Consider the following 21,348-nt stretch of genomic DNA (forward strand, 5'->3'; position numbering starts at 1 on the left):
GGCATCATGGCGAGATCCGGCCGCTGGCCGAGGAGCACGGCCACGGGTTCCTGGCCGCCGGGCGATCAGTGTGCTTCCCTGAAGTCAGAACCGCATGAATCCGCCCGCAACTCGGCATGCTCCGAACCGAGTTGCGGGTCGACGCACGCCCACAACGACCACATCCACACCACCGTGCCCGGAGCAACCGCCGGGTGTGGTGGTACGAGTGAGCACGGGGGGTTCGTGGAGAAGCCAGCGACCGATGTGGATCTGGGGATGCCAGACCTGGCCGGACAGTCGGAGCGGGATCTCGCTGCCCTGCCCGCCGGCCCACTCGGTCAGACCGTCAGGCGGATCGTGTACGACCACGGGGATCCGAACGGCAGTGCATCCTCGTTCGATTCAGCGCTGCCGCCGGACACCGCATCGCGCCCGACACGGAGGGGCTCCGGGGCCCGGGAGGTGGCACATGCGGAAGGTACGGCCTTTTCGTGAATGGGTGGTCAAGGTCCACCAGCAGTGCAACCTCGCCTGTGATCATTGCTATGTCTACGAACTTCAGGACACCAGTTGGCGGCGTAAACCCAGTGTGATCCCGGAGGCTTCGGCCAACAGGCTCGCCGAGAAGGTGGCGGAGCATGCCAGGGCCCATGCCCTGCCCGCGGTCCGCATCGTGTTGCACGGCGGGGAGCCGCTCCTTGCCGGAAAACAGCGGATCGAACACATCGTGTCGGTCTTGACATCCGAACTACGAGGTGTGTCCGACTGTGATATCTCACTACAGAGCAACGGGACACTCCTCGATTCCGACTGGTTGGATCTGTTCCACCGTTACGGAATGTCGGTGGGGATCAGCCTCGACGGCGACCGCACGGCGAACGACCGTCATCGGCGTTCCAGGAACGGCCGGAGCAGCCACACCGCCGTTCTGAAAGGGCTGGAACTGTTGAGGCGACCGGAGAACAGAGCGCGATACAGCGGTTTGCTCTGCACGGTGGACCTCGCCAACGACCCGGTCGCGGTGTACGAGGAACTGCTCTCGCACGAACCCCCGATGATCAACTTCCTTCTGCCGCACAGCACGTGGGAGCATCCGCCGCCCGGACACGACTCACTGGCGACGCCCTACGCCGACTGGCTGCTGGCCGTCTTTCAGCGCTGGTACACCGCGCCGGTCCAGGAGACGCGGATCCCTCGCTTCGAGGACATCATGGAACGCGCGCTCAGCGGCCGGGCCCTGTCGGGGACCGTGGGGGCGGTCTCCGATTTCATCGTGGTGGAGAGCGACCTGTCGGTGGAACTCCCCGACAACCTGAAGGCGGCCTACGACGGCGCCGCGGCGACCGGACTGAACCTGTTCGACCACGACTTCGACACGGTGGCCCGTCATCCGGCGGTGGTGGCGGCCCGCGGCGCGGGACCGGCCCCGCTCGCCGCCGACTGCCTCGTCTGTCCCGTGGTCCGGTTGTGCGGTGGAGGACTGCGGGCCCACCGCTTCCACCCCCGTAACGGATTCGACAATCCCAGCGTCTACTGTGCCGATCTCCGCCTGCTCACCACGCGTATCCGGGACCGGGTGGTGGCCGATGTCAGGGAGTGGTTCGGGAGGGCCTCGTGACCGAACCCATGGCGTTACGCATGACGGCCGACGACTTCGCCGCTCTGGCCCGTTGCCGTCCTGGCGCCCCGGCGCTGGCGGTGCTCCGCAAAGGACAGACGAGCCAGCGTCTGCTGCTTTTGAAAGGCCTTGCCGATTCCGCCCGGGGCGCCGTTCCCCACCTGTGGGGGGAGGGCGCGTCCCTCGGCTGGGACCTGTGCGTCCAGGCCTACGCGGCGAATCCGCGGGCCTTCGAAACGGTGTTGCTGCACCCGCACGCCGGCGTCTGGCTCAGGCGGTGCCTACGCGCCCTCCACGGCACCTGCGCGGACGACGACCTCGCTGTCGACCTCGCCCGGCTGGGGACCTTCGGGTATGCCGCCGCGTTACGCGCCGGCATACGACCGCGACTGGACCTCCCGGCCCGTGACAGGCTGCTCTGGCTTCCCACACTGGGCGGCGTCCGGCTGCCGGAGGGCGTGAGCACCGTCCGGCTGGACGGCTGGAGCCTGGAGCTCCCGGACCGGGACGTGAACCTTCGCGGCAGCGAGCGTGAGAACGGGCACCGGTACGGCCCGGCGCGCCGGTTCGCGCCCCACCGCCTGGTGGTTCCGTCACGCGCGAGCAGACACCGGTTGTCGCTGGTCGTGGAGGACACCGATCCCTACCGGAACGTCCACGGTTTTCCGGTCCAGCCCCGGCAGACCTCGGTGCAACTGGCCGCCTGGCACGCGGTGCTGGAACAGGCCTGGAGTCTGCTGAACGACCTGATGCCCGGGCGGACCGCCGACTGTGCCGCCCTGTGGTCGGCACTGGTCCCGCTGCAGCCCGGCCCTCGCGGGCGGGGTCGCAGCTCGTCCACCCGTGAGGCGTACGGAGCGGTGGCGGTCGCTCCCGAGCAGGACCCGGTGCGGCTGGCCGAGACCGCCCTCCACGAGACGAGCCACATAGCCCTGGCGGCGCTGACCGATCTGGTCGACCTGACCGATCCGCACGACCGGACGCACCACAAAGTGGGCTGGCGTCCCGATCCCCGCCCCCTCAACGCCGTCCTCACAGGGGCGCACGCCCACCTCGGCCTGCTGGACTTCTGGTCGCGTGTCTACCACACGCTCGACGGCGAGCCGGCCCGCGCGGCCGAGGCACGTCTGGACCGGTACGGCCGGCAGGTGGTCGCGGCTCTGCGCGTGCTGCGGCGGAACAAGACCGCCCTGACCTCCTGGGGGACGTACTTCGTCGAATGCATGACCGATGAAGCGGAGCTGTTCGGCTTCCGGGTGGGCGGGCCGCGCGCGATTCACCCGTCCGTGGGGTCGGACACCGGGAGATCGACGCCTGTCCGAGTGGTCCGGGTGGAGACGGAAGGCGCCCCTCCGTCCGGTGCGGCCCGAGGCCGGCCGCCACCTCCGAGATCGACCAGCAGTGCGGCAAACGGCGGTCCCGCCGTTGCGGCACACGGGGACGGAACGGTCGACCGAGTGGAGGAGGGGGCGTGGGCGGAGCGGAGTGTGCGGCGTTGGGCCTGCGACGGGATGTCGAATGCCGCCTATTGTGCGCAAAAACCCTTTACTTTTCTTTCTCCTCTATTCGAATATCAAGCCGATTTGACGTGGCTGATGTCGGGGCAAAGCAATTGGAGTCACCGTGAGCCACTTCTACCTGAGTCACGTGCGCACCGTCGACGAGGAGTGGGTCGCGTCGTTCTTCCACGACCTCTGCCGGGCCGTGGCTGAGCGCACCGGTCGCTCCCCGGAGGCCGTGGGAGTCCGCGGCAGCCCGCACTCGTCGGACGTGTCGGTGGATCTGCTGGGCCGGTCCACGATCCTGGTCGTGCTGCACTCGCCGCGCTACTTCACCCAGTCCTACTGCCGGGCCGAACTGTCCTATTTCCAGCGGCGGCTCAACATGCAGCGCTCCAGGACCGGCCGCAGCGCCGACGCGGTCGTCCCCGTCATGTGGGAGCCCGACCCCGCGCACGCGCTGGACGCCGTCGTCCCGTATCAGCCCCTGAGCGTGCGGTCGGAGGCCTACCGGCTCGACGGACTGCTGCACCTGCTGCGGCTGAAGGCGCGTTACCGGTCCGAGTACGAGGAGGTGGTGAGGGCCGTCGCCGACCGCATCGTCGCGGCCGCCGAACAACTTCCCGAGGTTCACGGATTCGACGCGGCCGGCAGCCACTCGCCCCTCGGCGCGCCCCCGCCCGCCGGCAGTCAGGCCGTCAGTTTCGTCGTGGCGTCCACGGCGCAGAAGGACGTGCCGGGCGAACGGCACTCTCACCAGTACTACGGAAAGACGCCGCTGGACTGGTCCCCCTACGCGCCAGGGGAACACGAGGCGCTGATCTCCCTGGTGAAGAACACCGCCACCGCCCTGGACTTCACCGCGACCGTGCTGCCGCTGGACGAGGAGACCGTCGACCGGATCAGCCGGGAACAGGAGCCCGAGCAACTCGTCGTGCTGCTGGTCGACGCGTGGGTGGCCCTGCGGCGGGAGAAGCACCGGCTGCTGGCAGCTGTCGACGAACGGAATCCCGAGGCGACCACGGCGCTCGAACCAAGGGCCCGCGACGACACCGAGTCCGCCGAACAGGCCGTCGTCCTGGACGAACTCCTCAACCGCGCGCTCCCGCTGATGCGCGGACGCAACAGTGAGTACGAACGCTGGGGACTGCCGGACGTGGAGAGTTTCACCTCTTCCCTGCGCAAGGTTCTCATCCGCCTCCAGAACGAGGCGCTCAAGTCCATGGAAGCCGTGCGGTCGCCGGCAACGCCGACCGATGGCCTCCATACGTTTCCCCTGCTCGGAAGGTATTCGTCATGACGTTCGACTCGGGTGACGCCGGCACCCGCGACTCCGGCACGGTCGTCACGTTCTACTCGTTCAAGGGTGGAACCGGTCGCACCATGGCCCTGGCCAACGTGGCCTGGATCCTGGCCAGCAACGGAAAACGTGTACTGGCCATGGACTGGGACCTGGAGGCGCCGGGGCTGCACCGCTACTTCGCTCCCTTCCTCGGCGACCCGGAGCTGCGCTCCACCCCCGGTGTCATCGACCTGATCCGCGAGTTCGACCTGGCCAGGCCGAGGCCTGCCGGCGGCGACTACAGCCGGCAGGCCCGGGTGGAGCGCTTCGCCTCCGCGCTGACATGGTCCTTCGACAGCGGTGGCTATGTCCTCTTCGTCTCCCCTGGGCGGAGGACTCCGGAGTACTCCGAAAAGATCAACACATACGACTGGCAGGGGTTCTACGAACAGCGCGACGGCGCGGCCTTCCTGCGTGCCCTGCGCGAGGACATGCGGAGCAACTACGACTACGCCCTGATCGACAGCCGTACGGGCTGGAGCGACACCTCCGGCATCACCACGGTGCTGATGCCGGATGTCCTGGTCAACTGCTTCACGCTGAACACCCAGTCGGTGGACGGCAGCGCCAGCGTGGCCGCGGACGTACGGCGGGCCGCCCCGCACGTCAGGATCTTCCCCGTGCCCATGCGGGTGGAGGACGCCGAGCAGGAGAAGCTGGCCATCAGCCGGGGACATGCCCGCCACCGCTTCCAGGAGTTCCTCAAGGACACGCCACGGGCGGCCGATCCCGACGGGTACTGGGGATCGGTGGAGATCCCCTACAAGCCCTTCTACGCCTACGAAGAGGTCCTGGCCACCGTCGCGGACACGCCCCGCCAGCCCGCCTCCCTGCTGGGCGCCTACGAACGTCTCACCTCGGTGATCACGGACGGGGAGGTCACGGCCCTGCGCCCGGTCGACGAGCCGTTGCGCCGGCAGCTGCTCGCGCGCTTCCAGCGGGCTCCGGTACCCGGTGGCCGCATCGTGCCCCGGGTGCGGGTCGACTACGCGCTGCGTGACGGCGCCTGGGCGGAGTGGATCGAAGCCCAGCTCCAGTCCGCGGGGATCGCCGTGGCGCTGCGCGGAAGCAGTGCGTCCGTGCCACTGACCAGCGGTTCGGAGGACGGGGCGGACGTGGTCATCGCGCTCCTTTCGCCCGACTTCGCCACCACACCGGTTGCCGACGAGGTCCGGGCTCTGGTGACGTCACCCGAAGGGGCCAGGATCATCGGCCTGCGCACCCGGGAACACCAACCGGAGTCCGTACTGCGCGGACTGCCCGGATTCACTCTGGTGGACGCGTCCGCCGAGCAGGTCCTCGGCAAGCTCTTCGCCCTGCTCGAACTCCAGGCACTGCCCCCCGCCGTCACCGGCACCATCGCCTATCCGGGTCTGGTCCCCCGGATCTTCAACGTGCCGCGCCGCAACAACTCCTTCACCGGCCGCGACGTACACCTGGACCGGTTGCGGACCAGTCTGAGCGCCGAATCGCTGCGCGCGGACACCCCCGTCGGCAAGGCTTTTCTCTACGGTCTCGGCGGCATCGGGAAGACTCAGATCGCGCAGGAGTACGTCCACCGCTACGGTTCCCAGTACGACCTGGTGCACTGGATCCCGGCGGAACAGCCCAACCGGATCCCGCAGCTCCTCGCGGACCTCGGCCTCGAGCTGGGAATTCCGGGCGACACGGTGGACGAACGCGCACAGGCGACCATGACGGCACTGAAGAATGGTGATCACGGTCGTTGGTTGCTGGTGTTCGACAACCTCACCGAAAACCAGGACGCGAACGGCGAGACCTGGAACACGGACGAGGGAGGCACGACGGTGGAGCGGTACCTTCCCGACGAGGGACCGGGACACGTCATCCTCACTGCCCGGCGTTCTCCGCACGAGGAGAACGAGACCGCCATGGAGGTCGACTCCTTCAACAGGTCCGAAAGCATCGCCCTGCTGCGCCGCAGGGTGGACGGGCTCTCGGTGAGGGACGCGAACCGGATCGCCGACACGCTCGGCGACTTCCCGATGGCGATGGAGCTCGCGGCGGCATGGCTGCGGCAGACGGCGATGCCCCTGGACACTTACCTCGATCAGGTCAACAGCCGGGTCTCCTCGGTCCTGAGCGGCACGGACGGCACCGGGGACAGCCAGCAGGAGTCCCTCCTGGCGGTCTGGCGGTTGACCGTCGACCGGCTCGGCAACGAACGGCCCGCGGCGGTCCGGCTCCTGGAACTGTGTGCCTTCCTGTCCCCCGAGCCGATCGCGCACTACCTCCTCTACAGCGACGCCATGCGCAACCGGCTCGCCGAGGAGACCGGGGACGAATCGGTGCTGGACCCCATGGTGATGGGATACCTGATCCGTGACCTCGGACGGTACGCACTGGCCACGGTGGACCAGCAGAGCGGTTCCATCCAGGTGCACCGACTGGTCCAGGCCGCGGTGCGCGAGTGGCTGGGAGAGGATCCCGAACGACAGCGGCGAACTCAGCGCCAGGCACAACTCGTGCTGGCCGGAGCGTTGCCCTCGGCTGCCTCCCCGGAGGACAGCGCGACGGCCCGGCAGAGGTTCGCGGAGCTGCTGCCCCACCTGGAGCCGTCCAAAGCACTGTTCAACACCGATGCGCGGGTGTGCGAGTGGGTCATCCGCCAGGTCCGCAACCAGTGGCGGATCGGCGACCACCGGGCCGCTGCCGCGCTGGGGCAGAAAGCACTCGACGTCTGGACGGAGTCCCTGGGCGCGGACCATCACCTCAGGCTGCGGCTGGCCGCGCAGGTGGCCAACCCGCTGCGCTCCCTGGGCCGTTACCGCGAAGCCCACGCACTGGACGCCGACACACTCCAGCGTCAGCGGGCGCAACTCGGCGAGGACGACGGCTACACGCTGGTGACCGCCCGCAACTACGGTGCCGACCTGCGTGGCCTCGGCCGCTACCAGGAGGCGTACGACGAGGACCGCAAGACCTACGAGCTCTACCTCAACAGCCCGGACTTCGGCCTGGACCACGAGGAGACTCTCCGGTCGGCGAACAGCCTCAGCGTCTCACTTCGCCTCGCGGGCCGCCCCGGTGATGCCCTGGAGCGGGCGACGGAGGCGTATCAGAGGTGCAGGCAGTCCCTGGGACTGCAGCACCGGCTCACCTGGATCGTGGCCAACGGAGTGGCGCTGGACCGCCGGGACACGGGCGACTACCAGGGCTCCCTCGATCTGCTCTACGAGGTTCGCAAACGCTTCGTCGGCCTGCTGAGCGAGAACGCCGACGACGTGCTGCGCACGGACGCGTCCCTCGCGGTGACCCAACGCCGCCTCGGCAAGTACGCCGAGGCGGAGGCCCTGACGCGCTCCACCCTGAACGTGTACCGGCAGCGCTACGGCGAGGGGCATCCCGACACCATGTCGTGCACGGCCAACCTGGCCTGCGACCTGCTCGCCCTCTCGCTGATGGATCCGGCCAGGGGGTTCGAGGCGATGGAGCTGGGACGGCAGAACTTCAGGCGCTACCGCGAGCGCCTCGGCCTCGAGCACCCGTTCGCCCTGGCGGCGGCGACCAACCTGGTGGCCATCCTCAGGAACCAGGGTGAGACCGAGGAGGCGATGGAACTCGCCGACCGGACGCTCCCGCTGCTCGTCGGACGACTGGGCGACACCCACCCCGGCACGGTGGCCTGCCGCGCCAACAGGGCCGGCCTGCTGTCCGCTCGGGGCCGGTACGAGGAGGCACTGGCCGAGGACGAGGTCGCCCGCGAGGCCTACCGCGAGCTCTACCGCGACCATCATCCCCGGGTGCTCTGCGCGGAGTTCAACGTCGCCCTGGACCGCAGCCTGCTCGGTGACGACGACGCCGAGCAGAACCTCGGGAGCGCGACGCTCGCCGCCGAGCAGGAGTTCGGCCCGGACCATCCCACGGTCCGGTCGATGCGTGAGCGCAGGCGGATCGACTTCGATCTGGAGATGCCGCCGACCTGAGCCCGCCGTACGACCCGACCGCCCCGGGGCGGTCGGGTCAGTTGTTCGACGTGGTCCCGTACCGGCGCACGAACCGTCGCACCGTGCGGTTCATCTCCTCCTCCCGCCAGGCGGGCAGGCCCTCCAGGCGGGTGTGCGTCCCGGTGGCGCCGAACAGTTCCCCGTCCACCACGAACAGGAACAGCAGCCCCTCCGGGTACGCCGTGTCGAGCGCCCTGACCAGGTCGGCGTCCGGGGGGTGCGGGACGATCACGACCACCGGGCCGAAGTCGTGCTCGTGCTCCCGCAGCGTCTCCTCGTCGTGGATGTCGAACTCCTCGAGGAGTTCCTCCCCGATCCGTACCACCAGATCGGTCAGGACACCGGTGCCCGCGGTGAGCGGGACGACGAAGTGGTCCCAGGGCAACGGCTGTTCGCTGGCCCGGTGGATGTAGCGGCGTGCCGTGTCCGTGGACAGCGCGGGCAGCACCGCGACTCTGGGAGAACCCGCGCCCAGCACCCCGTGCATCCGGGCCGCCTCGTCCAGCGGTACCCGGGCATGGGTCACGCTCAGTTGGACGAGTTCCCTGGAGGCGTCCGGACCGGACAGGGGCAGCAGTTCGGTGAGGGCCGCGCGCAGCGGGTCGGACCCGGGCTCGCTCGGGCGCTCGGCCAGCAGACCCGAGGCGAGCCGGTGACGCATCAGCGGGGACAGCGTCTCCAGCGGGACCCCCAGCGTCGCACCGGCCCGGCTCAGGCTCTCCGCGTCCACCTCCCGCAGATGGTGGACCACCCGGTGGTGCACCTTGGCCCCGCCCGACTCGGCACGCATCAGGTCCAGTTGGGGCCTTATGTCATGCCGTACGGCGTCGAGGTCGTCCTTGCCCGGCCACTGCACCATCTGCCGTCTGTGCGGGCTGAGCGACCCGAGTCCGCTCTGCTCCAGGGCGTCCAGGGTGACTTCCGGCAGCATCAGCAGGATCACCGGGAAACCGTCGTGCCGGTTGCGCAGTTCGGCCATGGCCAGTTCGTTCTGCACATGCTCGGACCTCAGGGCGTGGCTCGACACGATCAGGAGCATGCCGTGCGCGCTGCCCATGCCGTCGGAGATCGCCGCCATCCAGTCCTGTCCCGGTACCAGGGACTCACGGTCCACGACGACCGGCTCGCAGCCCTCCTGGTGCAGCAGTTCCTCCATGGCACGACGGGCCGGCCAGCAGCTGCAGGTGCAGCCGAGCGGTTCGCTGCGGCTGAGGAAGACATGGGGACCGGGCATGGGACTCCTCGTAGGGGGCCGTGTCGTGTCAGCGGGCGGTCGGGGCGAAGGGATCCATGGGCTCGGGCTCGTCCGGGGGCGGGTGGGCGTCCGCGCGGACCCGGAACCAGCGGGTCCCGCCGACGTCGAGCTCGACCGTGACCAGGCCGGCGGAGGTCGGCCGCAGGATCCGTGGCGGCGCGGTCGGCGGGTGGTCAGGGGGCCCGGAGCCGTCAGGGTGGTCATGGGCGATCTCGACCAGCTCGGTCCCGGCGGTCGCCTCGGGCAGGGCCACCCGGGCGGTGACCGGTGCACCGGCCGTGCTCGTCAGACACATGACGGTCTGCCCCGCGTGGTCCCTGCGGACGGCGGTCACGCCGGCGACTCCGGTGGGCACCCGCTCGACCCCTCCGTGGCGCAACGCGAGCTGTCCGGCGCGCGCCGCGAGCAACGGCCGTAGCGTCGAGACCGACCGGCCGTCCGGAGCCAGAACCGAGGCGGGGACCTCATGACACCCCGGGAGCGCCAGCAGCAGGCCCACCTGCGGGCGCGGGAGCCCGTCCGGGAGGACCCAGGGGCGGTACGGCGGGAGCGGCGCGGCGGGGGTCGCGGACTCGGGGTGCGGCTCGGATTCCGGAGACGGTTCCGGGGCGTTCGCGGTCTCCGGCGGCGGACCCAGGGAGAGGTGCCCGGTGCCGAAGGGGGAGCCGGAGGGCGTCAGGTGCGTGGCCGTCGTGACGATCGCCGTCCGGGGATAGGCGTCCAGCAGGTGGCGCAGGCGGGTGAGCAGGGGGGCGGGCCACCGGTGCGTGTCGCTGAGCCGGAGGCCGTCGATCGGTTCCTCCAGCAGGTCGTAGGCCCGCCTGAGCAGTTCGCCGTACGGGGCGTCCTCGCCCGGGGGTGCCAGTTCCGCCAGCACCCGCAGCCCCAGCTCGCGGGCCCGCGTCAGCAGCGCGGCGAACTCCGCCGAGTCCGGCGGCAGGGCGGCCGGCAGGCAGACGTGTCCGATGCCCCAGCGCCGGATCCCGGGCGGCAGCACGGTGTTCCGCGCCGGCAGCACCACCCCGACACTGTCCCGGAGCCAGTCCGGTTCCGTCTCGTCCGGTGGGGAGGGCACGGGCCCCGGGGTGAGCAGCCGGCTCCGGCCGTCCTCCGCGCGGATCTCCACCTCACCGCCGTGCCCCGACACCAGCAGCAGCCCGCCCGCCGCGGGATGGACCTCCCGTACCCGGAACGGCATGGGCACCGCGCCGGCCGTCCCGCCCCCCGGCCAGGGCAGCCGCAGCAGCCGGTCACCCCCGTCCGCGGCCACCACCAGTCCGGCCTCGGGAAGCAGCGCGAGAGAGGTCGCCGGCGCCGGCAGCACGCCCAGCACCTCGACGGCACCGGCCGCGCTGCCGGCGGCGGAGCCATAGCCGGAGGCGGGGTCAGAGCCAGAGCCAGAGCCAGAACCAGAGCCAGAGCCGGCGTCCGTTGTGGAGACCGCCCCGACCGCATCACCCCCCACCCCGTACACCCGCCCGTCCGCCGCCCCCCACACCACCGCTCCCGACCAGGGATCGCCGCACAGAGCGGTGACCCCCGCCCCCGGCCGCCACCGGCCGACCTCGCTGTCCCGGTCCGAGGCCAGGCGGTGGACCGTCACGCCGCCGCTCGCGTCCGCCGCGGCCACCAGGCCCGCCCGGACCGAGCACCACAGCCGCACCACCGGGGCCGGATGCGGCAGTGCGCGCAGGATCCGGTCGGGATCGCCGTCGTCGACGAGCAGGACCTCGTCGCCCGCGGCCAGGCACAGCACGCCGCGTTCCGCCGTACGGGACCAGCCCACGGCCGTCGGCTGTACCGACAGCGGGTGCAGGACGGCGTCGGCTGTTCCGTCCACAGCCGTCGTCACCACGTGCAGCCCCTTGCCGCTCACCACCGCCGTCGCCGCGGGCCCGGCATCGGCGACCGCGAGCAGCCGCGGCTGGTCGGGCAGTTCGACCGGGAGCACGGACTCGCCGTCGTCGATCCGCAGCATGGTCCGGCCGTCCGCGGTCGTCGCGGCCGCCGCCCGGTGGCCCGCCCGCGCGCACAGCAGAGTGCCGCCCAGCTCAGCCTGCGCGGCCAGCAGCGTGCCGTCCGTGCGCGCCTCGGCGGCCACGCTCACGTTCAGGGCGGTGTGCTCGCCCTCGTGCAGGTCCAGTTCGTGCCACCGCGCGCCGGGCAGCGCGCCGCGCAGCCGTAGCCGGACCCGGCCCGCCCCGCTCGCCCCACAGACCAGCGCGCCCCGCTCCGGTGGTCGGCTGAGGACCAGGCCGTCCGCCACGGCCCGCACTCCGATGTCCACCTCGGTGTGCACCAGCGCCCGCACCGTCCGGATCTCGTCGGCGTCGGCCCGGGTGACCAGAGCGCGCGGCGGTTCCATGCCCAGCCGCTCCGCCGCCATCACCTGCAACCGCCAGGCCGGCGGCGACTCCCGTACGGCTTCCGGCAGCCGGGGAAGGAAACGCAGGATCCAGCGGCCGGCCTCGGCCCCCGTGCCCCCCTCGGCGAGCACCTGCCGGAAGAGCGGGGTCAGGATCCGCTCGATACCCGCCTCGGAGAGCGGCGGACCGACCGTCGCCGACCACAGCAGTTCCTCGAATCCGCGGACCAGGGGCGGCGCGCAGCGATGGGCGGCCCGGGTGAAGTCACGGACCGAGCCGAGCAGGTCCGGATCGTGGTCGTACAGCTGTCGCCGCAGTTCCGCGCTCACCTCCGGGTACAGCACCAGGGCACTGCTGTCGGCGGCCTCCACCAGAGGTGAGAAGCACAGCCTGGCCTCCAGGCCGGTGCTGCTGTCCGGGGCGAACCGAAGCCGGGCGCCGCGCAGGAAGTACGGCTCGGCCTGGGCGGCCAGGCACAACGACCGGGCCAGCCGCAGCACGTCGGGCTGGTGCCGGCGCTGTTCCGCGATCAGCCGGTACGCCCCACCGCGTTCGGGTGCCGCCGTCATCGCCGCTGCCCGGCCCGCCGCGGATCCCGGCGGGCGGCGGCCTGCGCGAGCCGTACGGACACCCGGCGGTCCAGCGGGACCAGCGTGACGGTCTGCCGTACGGCCTGCGGGTACTCCTCGGCGGGATACGGGGTGATGCAGACGACGGGGCTGCCCGCTTCGCGCAGCCGGCGCAGATACGGCAGCCAGCTCGTCGGCGAGGAGTGGTGGCGGCCGGGCAGCGGAGGCTGGAGGTGCCCGAGGTCGGACAGCAGGAGCACGGGCTGCCCGTGCGGAGGCACCGGGTGGGGCTCCCAGGTGCGCCCCCGGTCGCGGCTGGCACCCTGCGCGATGCGCAGGTCCAGGACGCGCAGCCCGCCCGGCGGCAGGACGCGGGCGGCGAGCCGGACGATCCATTCCTGATCGTGCCGGAAGGGCCGCATCGACTCGCCGCGGTCGAGCAGCAGCAGCGCTCCGGCCCGGGTGGTGGACCGCTGCCGGTAGGGCACCCGCGGCCGGGCGGCCCGGCCACCGGCGAGACGGCGCACGACCAGGTCCACCAGCCGGAGGTGGTCGACCGCGCGTCCGGTCGCGTACGTACTGGCCACCGCGAGGAACACGGCCCGCTCGGTCCGCGGGTTCCACGGCGGGGCGGGCCTGGGCAGAGCGGTCGGCCAGGGTACGTCGAACGCCTCGGTACGGCCGAGCAGTTCCTCGGGCCCGTCGTCCCCGGAGCCGTAAGGAGCGGCATCCCGCCACAGCGGAGATTCCGCCTCCCCGGCCGCCGCCGGACTCGCGGCACGGACGAGGAGCAGGGAACCGCCGGTGGCCGTGCGGTGGGCCGGGGCAGGGGCCTGCTCGCCCGCGCCGGTGGGGGCGGAGGCAGGGTCCTGGTGATTCGGCGCCGAGCCCTGGTGGGACGGCGCTGCGCCTTCCGGACCGGGGCGCCGTGTGCTGTCGGGCGGTACGGCCGCGGCGTCGGCCCGGCCGGATCCGGTGCCGGCCGGTGAGCGGTTCGCGCGAGCGGTCGTAGCCCCGTTTCGGGAGGGTCGCGTGGTGCCCGAGGCACGGCGGCCGGGACCGTCGGGCGGCACGTGCGTGGGTGCGGCCGGGGCGGGGCCGGCGGAGGGAAGTGCGAGTCCCAGGGCCGCCGCCAGCATGGTCAGGTCGGCCGGGTCGGACACCCGCAGCGCGCGGGCCGTCCGCAGCAGGTCGCCGAGCCGGGCCGGGCTCCCCGGGTTCATGGGGAGGCGGCGGGGTCGGGGGAGCCCTTCACCATGGCGAGGTCGGCGACGGCACGCCATTCCGGCGAGTCGGCCGTCAGGTTCATCTGGCGGCAGGCGCGCAGGGTGTCCAGGAACTCGGCGGTGCTCGCCGCGGGGCGGGCGGCCACCGACTCGTTCTCGAACATGTCGGCCAACTCCAGGGTGAGCGCCTCGTCGTAGTCGTCCCCCATGTGCAAGCGGGCGACCTTCAGGAGGTGTTCGCGGCCCGGTGGCCGCAGGCGCAGCAGGATGCAGCGGCGCAGGAAGGCGGTGGACAGCTCCCGCTCCTCGTTGCTCGTGATCACCACCAGGGGTGCGCCCGCGTCCTCGGCCGCCGTCACCGTCCGGCGGTCCGGGCCCACGAAACGGAGGTTGTTGAGCGGATCGAGCAGGGCGTCCGGGACATCGGGGTCGGCCTTGTCGATCTCGTCGATGAGCACCACCGCGGGCCGGTCGCGCAGGGCCGGCGGTCCCTCCTCGTCCATGGCCGGATCGAGCGCCTTCCACAGGGGGCCCGGCCGGAAGTAGGCCCGCGAACCGGGATCCTGGAGCGTGCCCTGCGTGGCGTCGTTGAGCTGGCGGAACGCCTCCTCGCGCCAGAGCAGGTCGTGCGGTTCGGTGCGGGCGGTGACCACCTCCGCGTAGTAGCGGAAGCGCATCAGCCGGGCCACGTTCGGCGCGAGCGCGGACTTCCCGGAGCCCGGCGGCCCGAGCACGAGCAGCGGACGGCCGGACGCCAGCGCGACGTTGACGGCCAGGACGGTCCGGTCGTCGAAGAGGTAGACCTGCTCGTCGAGGCGGGCCGTGCCGCCACCTGGGGCCGTGCCGCGACCTGCGGCCGTGCCGCCGCTCGTGGCCGTGGCGCCGCTGGTGGGCGTGCTGTCCGACCGCGCGGGCCGGTTCGTCTCCTCGGTCGGGTCGAAAAGCTTGATCAAGCCACTGTCCCCCATCGTCGGCCCACGGCGTCGGCGACCGCACCCCGTTGCACTCTTCCCCATGGTGCGTACGGTCACTACTCCGCCGGCGAATCTGTCCGACAGCGTGGTACTCCCGGGAGAACGGCGGCACCTGCCAGGCCGTCAGCCGTGCAGCCGGCGCCGTATCCGGATCTCCGGGAACACCGCGCCGAGCTGGGCCGGAACAGCGGCCGGGCGGGGTCGCGGGCCGCGGGTCACCAGGTCCACGCGGCTCAGCCAGCGCGTGCGGCGCAGGTCGTCCGGTACGGGCAGGTTCGGCCACGGGTCGATGTCGAGGAACATGACCGACGAGGATTCCAGCGCCGTCAGATCCCGCAGGTTCGGGCAGCGCAGCACCCGGACCGACCTCAGTGAGGAGCATCCGGCCAGTTCGGGCAGGGCGGCGAGCGAGGGGTCGTCCGAGAGGACCAGCGAGCGCAGCCCGGGCAGTCGCGGCAGCGCCTCGGCCAGCCCGTCCACCGCTCCGGAGCAGCGCAGTTCGGGTACGGCGGTACCAGCCAGGAGAAGGGCCCGCAGCTCGTCGGACGACCGTACGTCCGCGCGCCGTACGGCGGGGCGCGGCGGCGGGCTGCCGGGCGACAGCCGGCGCGGCGGGCCTCCCGGCGTCGCCAGGACGCTGCGGACGGTGCCGGTGCCGGTCTCGACGGCACGCAACTGGCTTAGCAGCTCCCCGAGTTCGGCGGACGGGTGAGCGCGGAGCAGCTCGTCGGTGTCGGTGCCGGGCGCGTGCGCCAGGTGGTGTGCCGCCAGGAAAGTCCTGACCTCGGGGTTCGGGAAGGCCACGGTGTCGGGTCCGGGTCGGAACACCACGCCCGCGCGGTCCGCGAGCGCGGCCAGCAGCCGCTCGGACGAGGCGGAGTGGGAGATGCCGGGCTCCCGCAGGGCGCTCAGCGCGGTCCGCACCTGGATGCGGGAGCAGTCCAGTCCGAGGGCGGCGACGGCCAGCCGACCGGAGGCCGCCCGCAGCACGCTGTCGGGTACCTGGTTCGCGGCGAGGCCGGGCACGGGAGGGGCGGTTGTCTCCTCGCGCGGTCTGCGCCACGCCACGGAGACGGCGGCGCGCAGCAGCCGGTGCCGGGGGGCCCGTTCCGGCCGGCCGACGGAGCCGGCCGCCCGCAGCAGCGCCACGGCGGCGGCCGGGCGGTCGGCGACACCGACGAGCAGGGGATCGGTGTCGAACCTCCGCAGCAGCACGTCGAGGGCCTGCCGATCCCCGGGGGACGCCGCCGCGCGGGCGTTCAGGAGAGCGCGGGTGTCATCCGGGGCCAGGGGCCTGAGGCCCACGACCCGGAAGGCGTCCCCGAGTCGGGACCACGGCACGCCGGTGCCGTTCGTGGCGATGACGCAGGGCGCCCGGGGGTGGGTCTCCAGCAGATGCAGCAGCCACTCCCATACGGCGGCCCGGTTGCCCTCGGGTACCGCGTCCAGGTCGTCGACGGCCAGGAAGGCGCGCCCGGACCGCAGTTGGCGGGCGGCCCAGCCGGCCGGCTCCTGCGCGGCCGCGAGCGGAGCGAGCGTCGGCACCATCCCGTCCAGCCGGGGCAACGCCCCCGACCGCGCCGACAGCACGAACGGTATCCGGCACCCCCAGGGCGCCCACCCCACCCCGGCCGACCTCGGCACCGCACGGGAGCGCCCGGTCACGGCATCGTCGTTCCACGGCCGGGGTGCGCTGGGCTGCCCGGGTGCGCGGTCCGCTCTCGGGTGTCCCGGCGTCCCGTCGTCCAGTGCCCGGCCGACGAGGCGTGCGAGTTCGGTGGTGTGGCCGGCTCCAGGCGGGCCGACGAGGAGGATCCGTCGGCCCAGCTCCGGCAGCAGCTCGGCGGCCAGTGCCACGGCCAGGGCCTGGTCCGGGGGCGGGTCGCCCCTGTCCGGCGCCGTACCGGGGGCGCCCCCGGAGCCGTCTAGGACGCTCATGGTGCGGGCGACCGGCAGGGCGGGCAGGACCGGGGTCACCTCCTTGCGGAACCGCTCGGTGAAGGCCGCGTCGTCGGCCGACAGCGCGTCGGGGGCCTCCGCGGCCAACCCGTCGTCCAGCTCGGGTGCCGCCGCGCCGGCCGTGGCCATCGCGGTCATGCGGGCCACGATCGCGTCGAGCACCCGGTCCCACGCCACGCGGTACCGCGCGGCCTGCATGGTCAGCAGCGCCAGCCCGAGCGAGCGGTACTCGGCGGGCCGGCCCGCCGAGAGGACGTCGGCCGTCGCGACCGGCTCCGGCAGCCGCCGGTCGACCGGCTCCCAGACCAGGGGCAGGGCGAGCTGTGGGGCGACGCCGGTCCGGGCCTGCCCCAGACTCCGGCGCAGCGCCAGGACCGCCCAGTCCCGCTGGGCCGGACCCTCGTTGAAGTACGCGGGACTGCACAGGGCCAGCACGATGTCCGCCGTCCCGACGCCGTACGACCCCTCGTCCCGTCCGCCGGCCGGGGCGGCCGGTGGCACGAGGCGACGGAACCGCGGCCCGTCCGCCGCGTCCAGACGCCGTCTCAGCTCGTCCAGGAATCTCGCGACCCAGGCCTCGTCCCTGCCGTGCGCATAGCTGACGGCATAGCGGTACACCGGCACCATCTCATCCCCCGGTATGTGGCTTGCGTACCTGGTTTCCAGTTTCGCACGAGCCCAAGCGACCGGACGTGGCACAATCCAGGCCATCAACTCGTAACTATTCAGGCTTTATTGGCGAATTGTCAGGTAGAATGCCCAACGTGTCCGACGGGGCGCAGCCCCTGGGAAAGAAGCAGGCGAATCTGCTCACTGCCATCATGCGGGGGGTGCCTGTCCTGGGACCTGGCAAGGAACCCCGGCTCCTGACCGACGCCGATGTCCGCGGCCTGCTGAACACCCTTCCGTCATGCACCGACGCACAGCAGACGAGTGAGGTCAACCGGCTGCGCCCCCGCCTGCTGAGCGCGGTCATCGGCGCCGAGGCCAGACGCTCGGGTTACGTCCAGGGCCTGCCCCGGCACGGCGTCGCCCCGCTGCTGCGGACCGTCGGCGAGGCCGTCCGTGCCCCGCTGGTGCTGCGGGTCGTGTACGGCGCCAGCACCACGATCCCGCTCAGGGCGCTCAGCTATGTCCTCCCGGCCGTACGCATGGCGTCCCGGCTGACCGAGGCGGGGCGCCGCGCCCCGCACCTCCAGATCGTGCTGGCCGGATCCCTCGGCTGCCGGGTCAACGGTCTGTCCGGGTCCGCCGTGGCCGAGGAGACGGACCTGCTGGCCCGCTGTCTCGGCCGGCTCCTGTCGTCCCTGGCGCCGGGCCGTTTCGGGCTCTACGACACCCTTCCGTCGCCCGGTGTCGTCACCGCGCTGGACGATCTGGTGCGGACGCTGACGCCTGCCCGCCGCGCCCACGTCCTGGAGCGGCTCGGCGGCAAGGGCGGTGCCACCGCCGACGAGCAGACGCTGCGGTACGCGGCCGCGCACGTTCTGGTGCACGACCGCGCCACGGTCCCGCTCGCTCTCCAGGAGGGCAGCCCGGCCCCGGAGAACGCCACGGTGATCGACATCGGCGGTCTCCAGGAGCGTCACTTCCACGACGTACGACGCCTGTTCGCGTCCGGGCCGGAGGGGGGCGCCGGTCCCGGGGCGCTGGTGCTGTCCCGGCACTCGGTACCGCCGTACACCATGGCCAGGGGCGGGGACATCGGACTGCGTGCATTCCGGGACGGCAGGAGCTCGCAGGGCAGAACCCTGGCCTCCGCCGCCCGCCACGACCTGCGGCTGCTGTGGACCGCGTTGCCGCCGGAGGAACTGCGCCGGATCACCGATGTGTCGCACGAGCGGCTGCGCATGGTCACCGGCGTCTCGGGCGTCGACCCGTACAGAGCCGCCGACGTCTTCGAGGGAGCGCTGCGTTGACCGTCCGTGCCGCCCCTCCCGTCGGCCCGTCCGGCTCCCTCGGTCCGGAGGAACTGGGCTCGCAGCTGAGGGCGTTGGGCATCCGGCCCGGCGACACCGTGCTGGTGCACGCGTCCCTGAGCGCTGTCGGGTGGGTGCGCGGTGGTGCCGGGGCGGTCGTCGACGCGCTCCTGGACGCGCTCGGTGCGGACGGCACGCTCGTGGTCTATACCCAGACCCCCGACAACTCCGACCCGTCGCGCTGGCCGGTCACACGGGGGTGCGCCGTGCCGCCGTCGCAGTGGCCGCGGCTGCGGGCCACCCTGCCCGCGTTCGATCCGGGGCGGACCCCGAGCTACGGGGTCGGCGTCCTGCCGGAGGAGGTCCGCACCCGGCCCGGCGCACTGCGCAGCAGTCATCCGCAGAGTTCGTTCGCCGCCCTGGGGCCGGGCGCCGCGCGGATCACCGCCGGACACGACCTGAACTGCCACCTCGGCGAGGAATCCCCCCTCGCCCGGCTGGAGGAAGCCGACGCCCGCGTCCTGCTGCTGGGCGTGGGCTACTCCGTCTGCACGGCCTTCCACCTGTCCGAGTACCGCGTGCCGGGCCGGCGCAGCCGGGAGTACGGCTGTGCGGTCGCCGACGGTTCGGGAAGGCGCTGGCACCGTTACCGCGACGTGGACTTCGACGCGTCGGACTTCCCGGCGCTGGGCGACGCCTACGAGTCACTGCCCGAACGTCCGGTGGCCCGGGGCCCGGTGGGCGCGGCCGACTGCCGCCTGTTCGACCTGGCTCCGGCGGTGGCGTACGCGTCGAAGTGGTTGGTCGAACACCGGTCGAGGTGGAGCCCGGGCGAGTAGCGGGCGGCGTGAGGCGGGATCGCGACGCTCACGGCGACGCCTGCGGTGGGTCGGAGCGGTGTCGGCGGGGCTGCCCGTAACCCCGTGCGCGCGTCCGCGGGCTCGTCAAGGCCGGTGCCCCGTCATCCGAGCCGCCGAAGCGATCGTGGCGCGTGCCTCCCGTTCCGTGAGACCCGCGTTGAGGGCCGCGTCCACCAGTGGCGCGACCAGTGCCGGGCCGATGCCGTTCTCGTAGGCGCGGCAGGCGGCCCAGAAGAGGCGGGTGTTGCGCTGGCCCTCGTGGGCGGCGAGGACGAACTGGACCAGACCCTGTCCCTGGTCGCCGGCCGAGGGATGGGTCGCGGGGTGGGTGGGGCGTGGCGGGGGCAGGAGCAGGCGCAGCAGGGCCGACGGGCAGGCCGCGGGGGCGAGGTGGGCGGTGCCGGGAGCCGTCGTGTACGTGCCGTGGTCGGTGCGGGAGCCGGGGCCGACGAGGTAGCCGCCGGCGCCTCGGATGTCGATGCCGGGGGCGAGGCGGCCGGCCGAGTTGGGAACGGCTGCGTCGGGCGGCCCGGTCAGCCAGAGGTGGCGGCCGCCGCTCGGGGTCAGGACGACGACCGTGTCGGGGATCGTGAAGAGGTGGCGCAGGGCCAGTTCGCGCAGGGCCGCCGAGGAGTCCGTGCCCGACTTGGTGTCCAGGTCGACGCCGATCAGATGGTGGGGCGGCAGGCCGCACGCGATGCCGTAGCCCGTGGCCCAGGGGGCCGCCGCGAAGAGCTCACGGATGCGGACGGGGTCGGTCGAGGCGTCGTAGACCCCGTGGCCGAACGCGCCGCACTCGCCGTGGCAGGGGGTGGTCAGGGAGTCGTCTTCGCGGTGGGGGGAGCGCAGGGCGGGGAGCTTGGTGCGGGACAGGGGGATGACGGCCAGCCCGCGTTCTGCGGCTGACAGGGCGTGTGCGAGGGCCAGCGTCGTGGCCTGCCGGTCTGTGGTGGCCATGCCTCCATGTTCGTACGTGTGTTCGAAAAAGGGAAGGGGTGGCGGGTGCGACGCGCCGAGGTCCGTGGATTGGCCGGAAAGGTGGCGGAACGCTTCCTCTGTTGTCCCGCTTGACGATCAAGAGTCCGGATCGTCCTGTCCTGCTGCCCGAAGTCGCGAAAGGGGTTTATCGACTTGTCCTCACGCTTCAGGGGGAATAACCCCTTCCGCTCTGGTTCGCCGGGGATTCGGTGGGCAACTCTGATCTCGCGACGTCGTGCACAGCATCGGGGCGGTCGGCCAACTGCCCTGAAAACAGCCTCACTTGACGTACTACCGGTCACAGGCCGGGTTCTGGAGGAAACACCATGGCAAGCATCCGTTCCGCTCGCGTCATCGCCGCCGTCTCCGCCCTCCCGCTCGCCGCCGCACTCTTCACCGGCGTCGCGGCGGCGGACAACGGCGGCTTCGCGGACGACGGATCGAACGCGGGTGTCGCGAGCATCGTGGGCAGCGGTGTCGGACACGACAACAAGGGCAACTCGTCCACCGGGCAGCAGAGCGCCGTCGGCTCCGGGGCGTCGAACCAGAGCAACACGGCCCAGGTCAACGGCTCCGCGTTCACGGCCGTCAACCAGGGGAACAACAACACGTCCGTCGACTTCACCCCCCTGTGGTGGTGATCCACGAGGGCTGACCGGCCCTCGTCGGGGGGTGTGCTGCATGGGGTGGGACACGTCCGCGCGGCGGTGCTTCGGCGCCGCCGCGCAGCGTGTTCGCGGGGGCGGGGGGCAGCTTCGGTGGGGCGGGGGGATCTCGCGGGTGGGGCGAGGGGAGGGTGTGGTGTGGGCGGGGTTCGGGTGCGCGGCGGGGTG

At 72.3% G+C, this 21,348-nt stretch carries 13 protein-coding genes; 7 read left to right on the plus strand and 6 right to left on the minus strand.

Annotated features, from left to right (window positions below):
- The first annotated feature begins 451 nt into the window (after positions 1 to 451).
- The 4 genes from RKD20_RS22805 to fxsT are packed head-to-tail and all read left to right on the plus strand — an operon-like array spanning position 452 to position 8,388.
- On the plus strand, positions 452 to 1,600 hold the full coding sequence (locus RKD20_RS22805) for an FxsB family cyclophane-forming radical SAM/SPASM peptide maturase (protein ID WP_424879339.1): 1,149 nt from the start codon (positions 452 to 454) through the stop codon (positions 1,598 to 1,600).
- Positions 1,597 to 3,312, plus strand: a complete 1,716-nt coding sequence (locus tag RKD20_RS22810) for an HEXXH motif domain-containing protein (RefSeq protein WP_424879340.1) — start codon at positions 1,597 to 1,599, stop codon at positions 3,310 to 3,312. Before RKD20_RS22805 ends, RKD20_RS22810 begins: the two co-directional genes overlap by 4 nt.
- Positions 3,224 to 4,399 carry an FxsC protein gene (gene fsxC, locus RKD20_RS22815; RefSeq protein WP_424879341.1) on the plus strand — a complete coding sequence of 392 codons (1,176 nt, stop codon included), beginning with the start codon at positions 3,224 to 3,226 and terminating at the stop codon, positions 4,397 to 4,399. The genes RKD20_RS22810 and fsxC overlap by 89 nt, the downstream gene beginning before the upstream one ends.
- Positions 4,396 to 8,388: an FxSxx-COOH system tetratricopeptide repeat protein gene (gene fxsT, locus RKD20_RS22820; protein WP_424879342.1), complete on the plus strand. Its 3,993-nt coding sequence runs from the start codon at positions 4,396 to 4,398 to the stop codon at positions 8,386 to 8,388. Before fsxC ends, fxsT begins: the two co-directional genes overlap by 4 nt.
- Before the next feature lie 37 nt (positions 8,389 to 8,425).
- Here the strand turns inward: fxsT and RKD20_RS22825 are convergent, their stop codons facing one another.
- The 5 genes from RKD20_RS22825 to RKD20_RS22845 all read right to left on the minus strand — a co-directional run bounded on the left by RKD20_RS22825 (position 8,426) and on the right by RKD20_RS22845 (position 17,385).
- Complete coding sequence (locus RKD20_RS22825) at positions 8,426 to 9,643, minus strand: toll/interleukin-1 receptor domain-containing protein (RefSeq protein ID WP_424879343.1); 1,218 nt, start codon at positions 9,641 to 9,643, stop codon at positions 8,426 to 8,428.
- Between the two features lie 28 nt (positions 9,644 to 9,671).
- Entirely contained in the window at positions 9,672 to 12,599 is a 2,928-nt protein-coding gene (locus RKD20_RS22830; protein ID WP_424879344.1) for a hypothetical protein, read from the minus strand.
- On the minus strand, positions 12,596 to 13,822 hold the full coding sequence (locus RKD20_RS22835; RefSeq protein ID WP_424879345.1) for a hypothetical protein: 1,227 nt from the start codon (positions 13,820 to 13,822) through the stop codon (positions 12,596 to 12,598). The genes RKD20_RS22830 and RKD20_RS22835 overlap by 4 nt, the downstream gene beginning before the upstream one ends.
- The gene (locus RKD20_RS22840) at positions 13,819 to 14,778 is read right to left on the minus strand and encodes an AAA family ATPase (RefSeq protein ID WP_424879346.1); all 960 of its coding nucleotides are present in this window, start codon (positions 14,776 to 14,778) and stop codon (positions 13,819 to 13,821) included. Before RKD20_RS22840 ends, RKD20_RS22835 begins: the two co-directional genes overlap by 4 nt.
- Positions 14,779 to 14,922: 144 nt before the next feature.
- Positions 14,923 to 17,385: a large ATP-binding protein gene (locus RKD20_RS22845; RefSeq protein ID WP_424879347.1), complete on the minus strand. Its 2,463-nt coding sequence runs from the start codon at positions 17,383 to 17,385 to the stop codon at positions 14,923 to 14,925.
- Between the two features lie 128 nt (positions 17,386 to 17,513).
- Between RKD20_RS22845 and RKD20_RS22850 the strand changes: the two genes are divergently transcribed.
- Together RKD20_RS22850 and RKD20_RS22855 are read left to right on the plus strand one after the other, a co-directional pair.
- On the plus strand, positions 17,514 to 18,677 hold the full coding sequence (locus RKD20_RS22850; protein WP_424879348.1) for a hypothetical protein: 1,164 nt from the start codon (positions 17,514 to 17,516) through the stop codon (positions 18,675 to 18,677).
- On the plus strand, positions 18,674 to 19,516 hold the full coding sequence (locus RKD20_RS22855; protein WP_424879349.1) for an aminoglycoside N(3)-acetyltransferase: 843 nt from the start codon (positions 18,674 to 18,676) through the stop codon (positions 19,514 to 19,516). Before RKD20_RS22850 ends, RKD20_RS22855 begins: the two co-directional genes overlap by 4 nt.
- A 105-nt stretch (positions 19,517 to 19,621) precedes the next feature.
- Here the strand turns inward: RKD20_RS22855 and RKD20_RS22860 are convergent, their stop codons facing one another.
- Positions 19,622 to 20,494: a bifunctional DNA primase/polymerase gene (locus RKD20_RS22860; protein WP_424879350.1), complete on the minus strand. Its 873-nt coding sequence runs from the start codon at positions 20,492 to 20,494 to the stop codon at positions 19,622 to 19,624.
- A gap of 347 nt (positions 20,495 to 20,841) precedes the next feature.
- Here RKD20_RS22860 and RKD20_RS22865 point away from each other — a divergent pair, with 347 nt between their 5' ends.
- Positions 20,842 to 21,156 (plus strand): hypothetical protein, encoded by a 315-nt coding sequence (locus tag RKD20_RS22865; RefSeq protein ID WP_424879351.1) that lies wholly within the window; start codon positions 20,842 to 20,844, stop codon positions 21,154 to 21,156.
- Positions 21,157 to 21,348: the final 192 nt, after the last annotated feature.

It is taken from the genome of Streptomyces sp. SLBN-8D4, assembly GCF_049739545.1.
Classification (GTDB): Bacteria; Actinomycetota; Actinomycetes; order Streptomycetales; family Streptomycetaceae; genus Streptomyces; species Streptomyces canus_C.

Excerpts from the sequence above, each read along its gene's own strand:
- RKD20_RS22845 (WP_424879347.1), bottom strand. The coding sequence starts at position 17,385 with ATGGTGCCGGTGTACCGCTATGCCGTCAGCTATGCGCACGGCAGGGAC.
- RKD20_RS22850 (WP_424879348.1), top strand. The coding sequence starts at position 17,514 with ATGCCCAACGTGTCCGACGGGGCGCAGCCCCTGGGAAAGAAGCAGGCG.
- RKD20_RS22805 (WP_424879339.1), top strand. The coding sequence starts at position 452 with ATGCGGAAGGTACGGCCTTTTCGTGAATGGGTGGTCAAGGTCCACCAG.
- RKD20_RS22835 (WP_424879345.1), bottom strand. The coding sequence starts at position 13,822 with ATGAACCCGGGGAGCCCGGCCCGGCTCGGCGACCTGCTGCGGACGGCC.
- fxsT (WP_424879342.1), top strand. The coding sequence starts at position 4,396 with ATGACGTTCGACTCGGGTGACGCCGGCACCCGCGACTCCGGCACGGTC.
- RKD20_RS22830 (WP_424879344.1), bottom strand. The coding sequence starts at position 12,599 with ATGACGGCGGCACCCGAACGCGGTGGGGCGTACCGGCTGATCGCGGAA.
- RKD20_RS22860 (WP_424879350.1), bottom strand. The coding sequence starts at position 20,494 with ATGGCCACCACAGACCGGCAGGCCACGACGCTGGCCCTCGCACACGCC.
- RKD20_RS22865 (WP_424879351.1), top strand. The coding sequence starts at position 20,842 with ATGGCAAGCATCCGTTCCGCTCGCGTCATCGCCGCCGTCTCCGCCCTC.
- RKD20_RS22825 (WP_424879343.1), bottom strand. The coding sequence starts at position 9,643 with ATGCCCGGTCCCCATGTCTTCCTCAGCCGCAGCGAACCGCTCGGCTGC.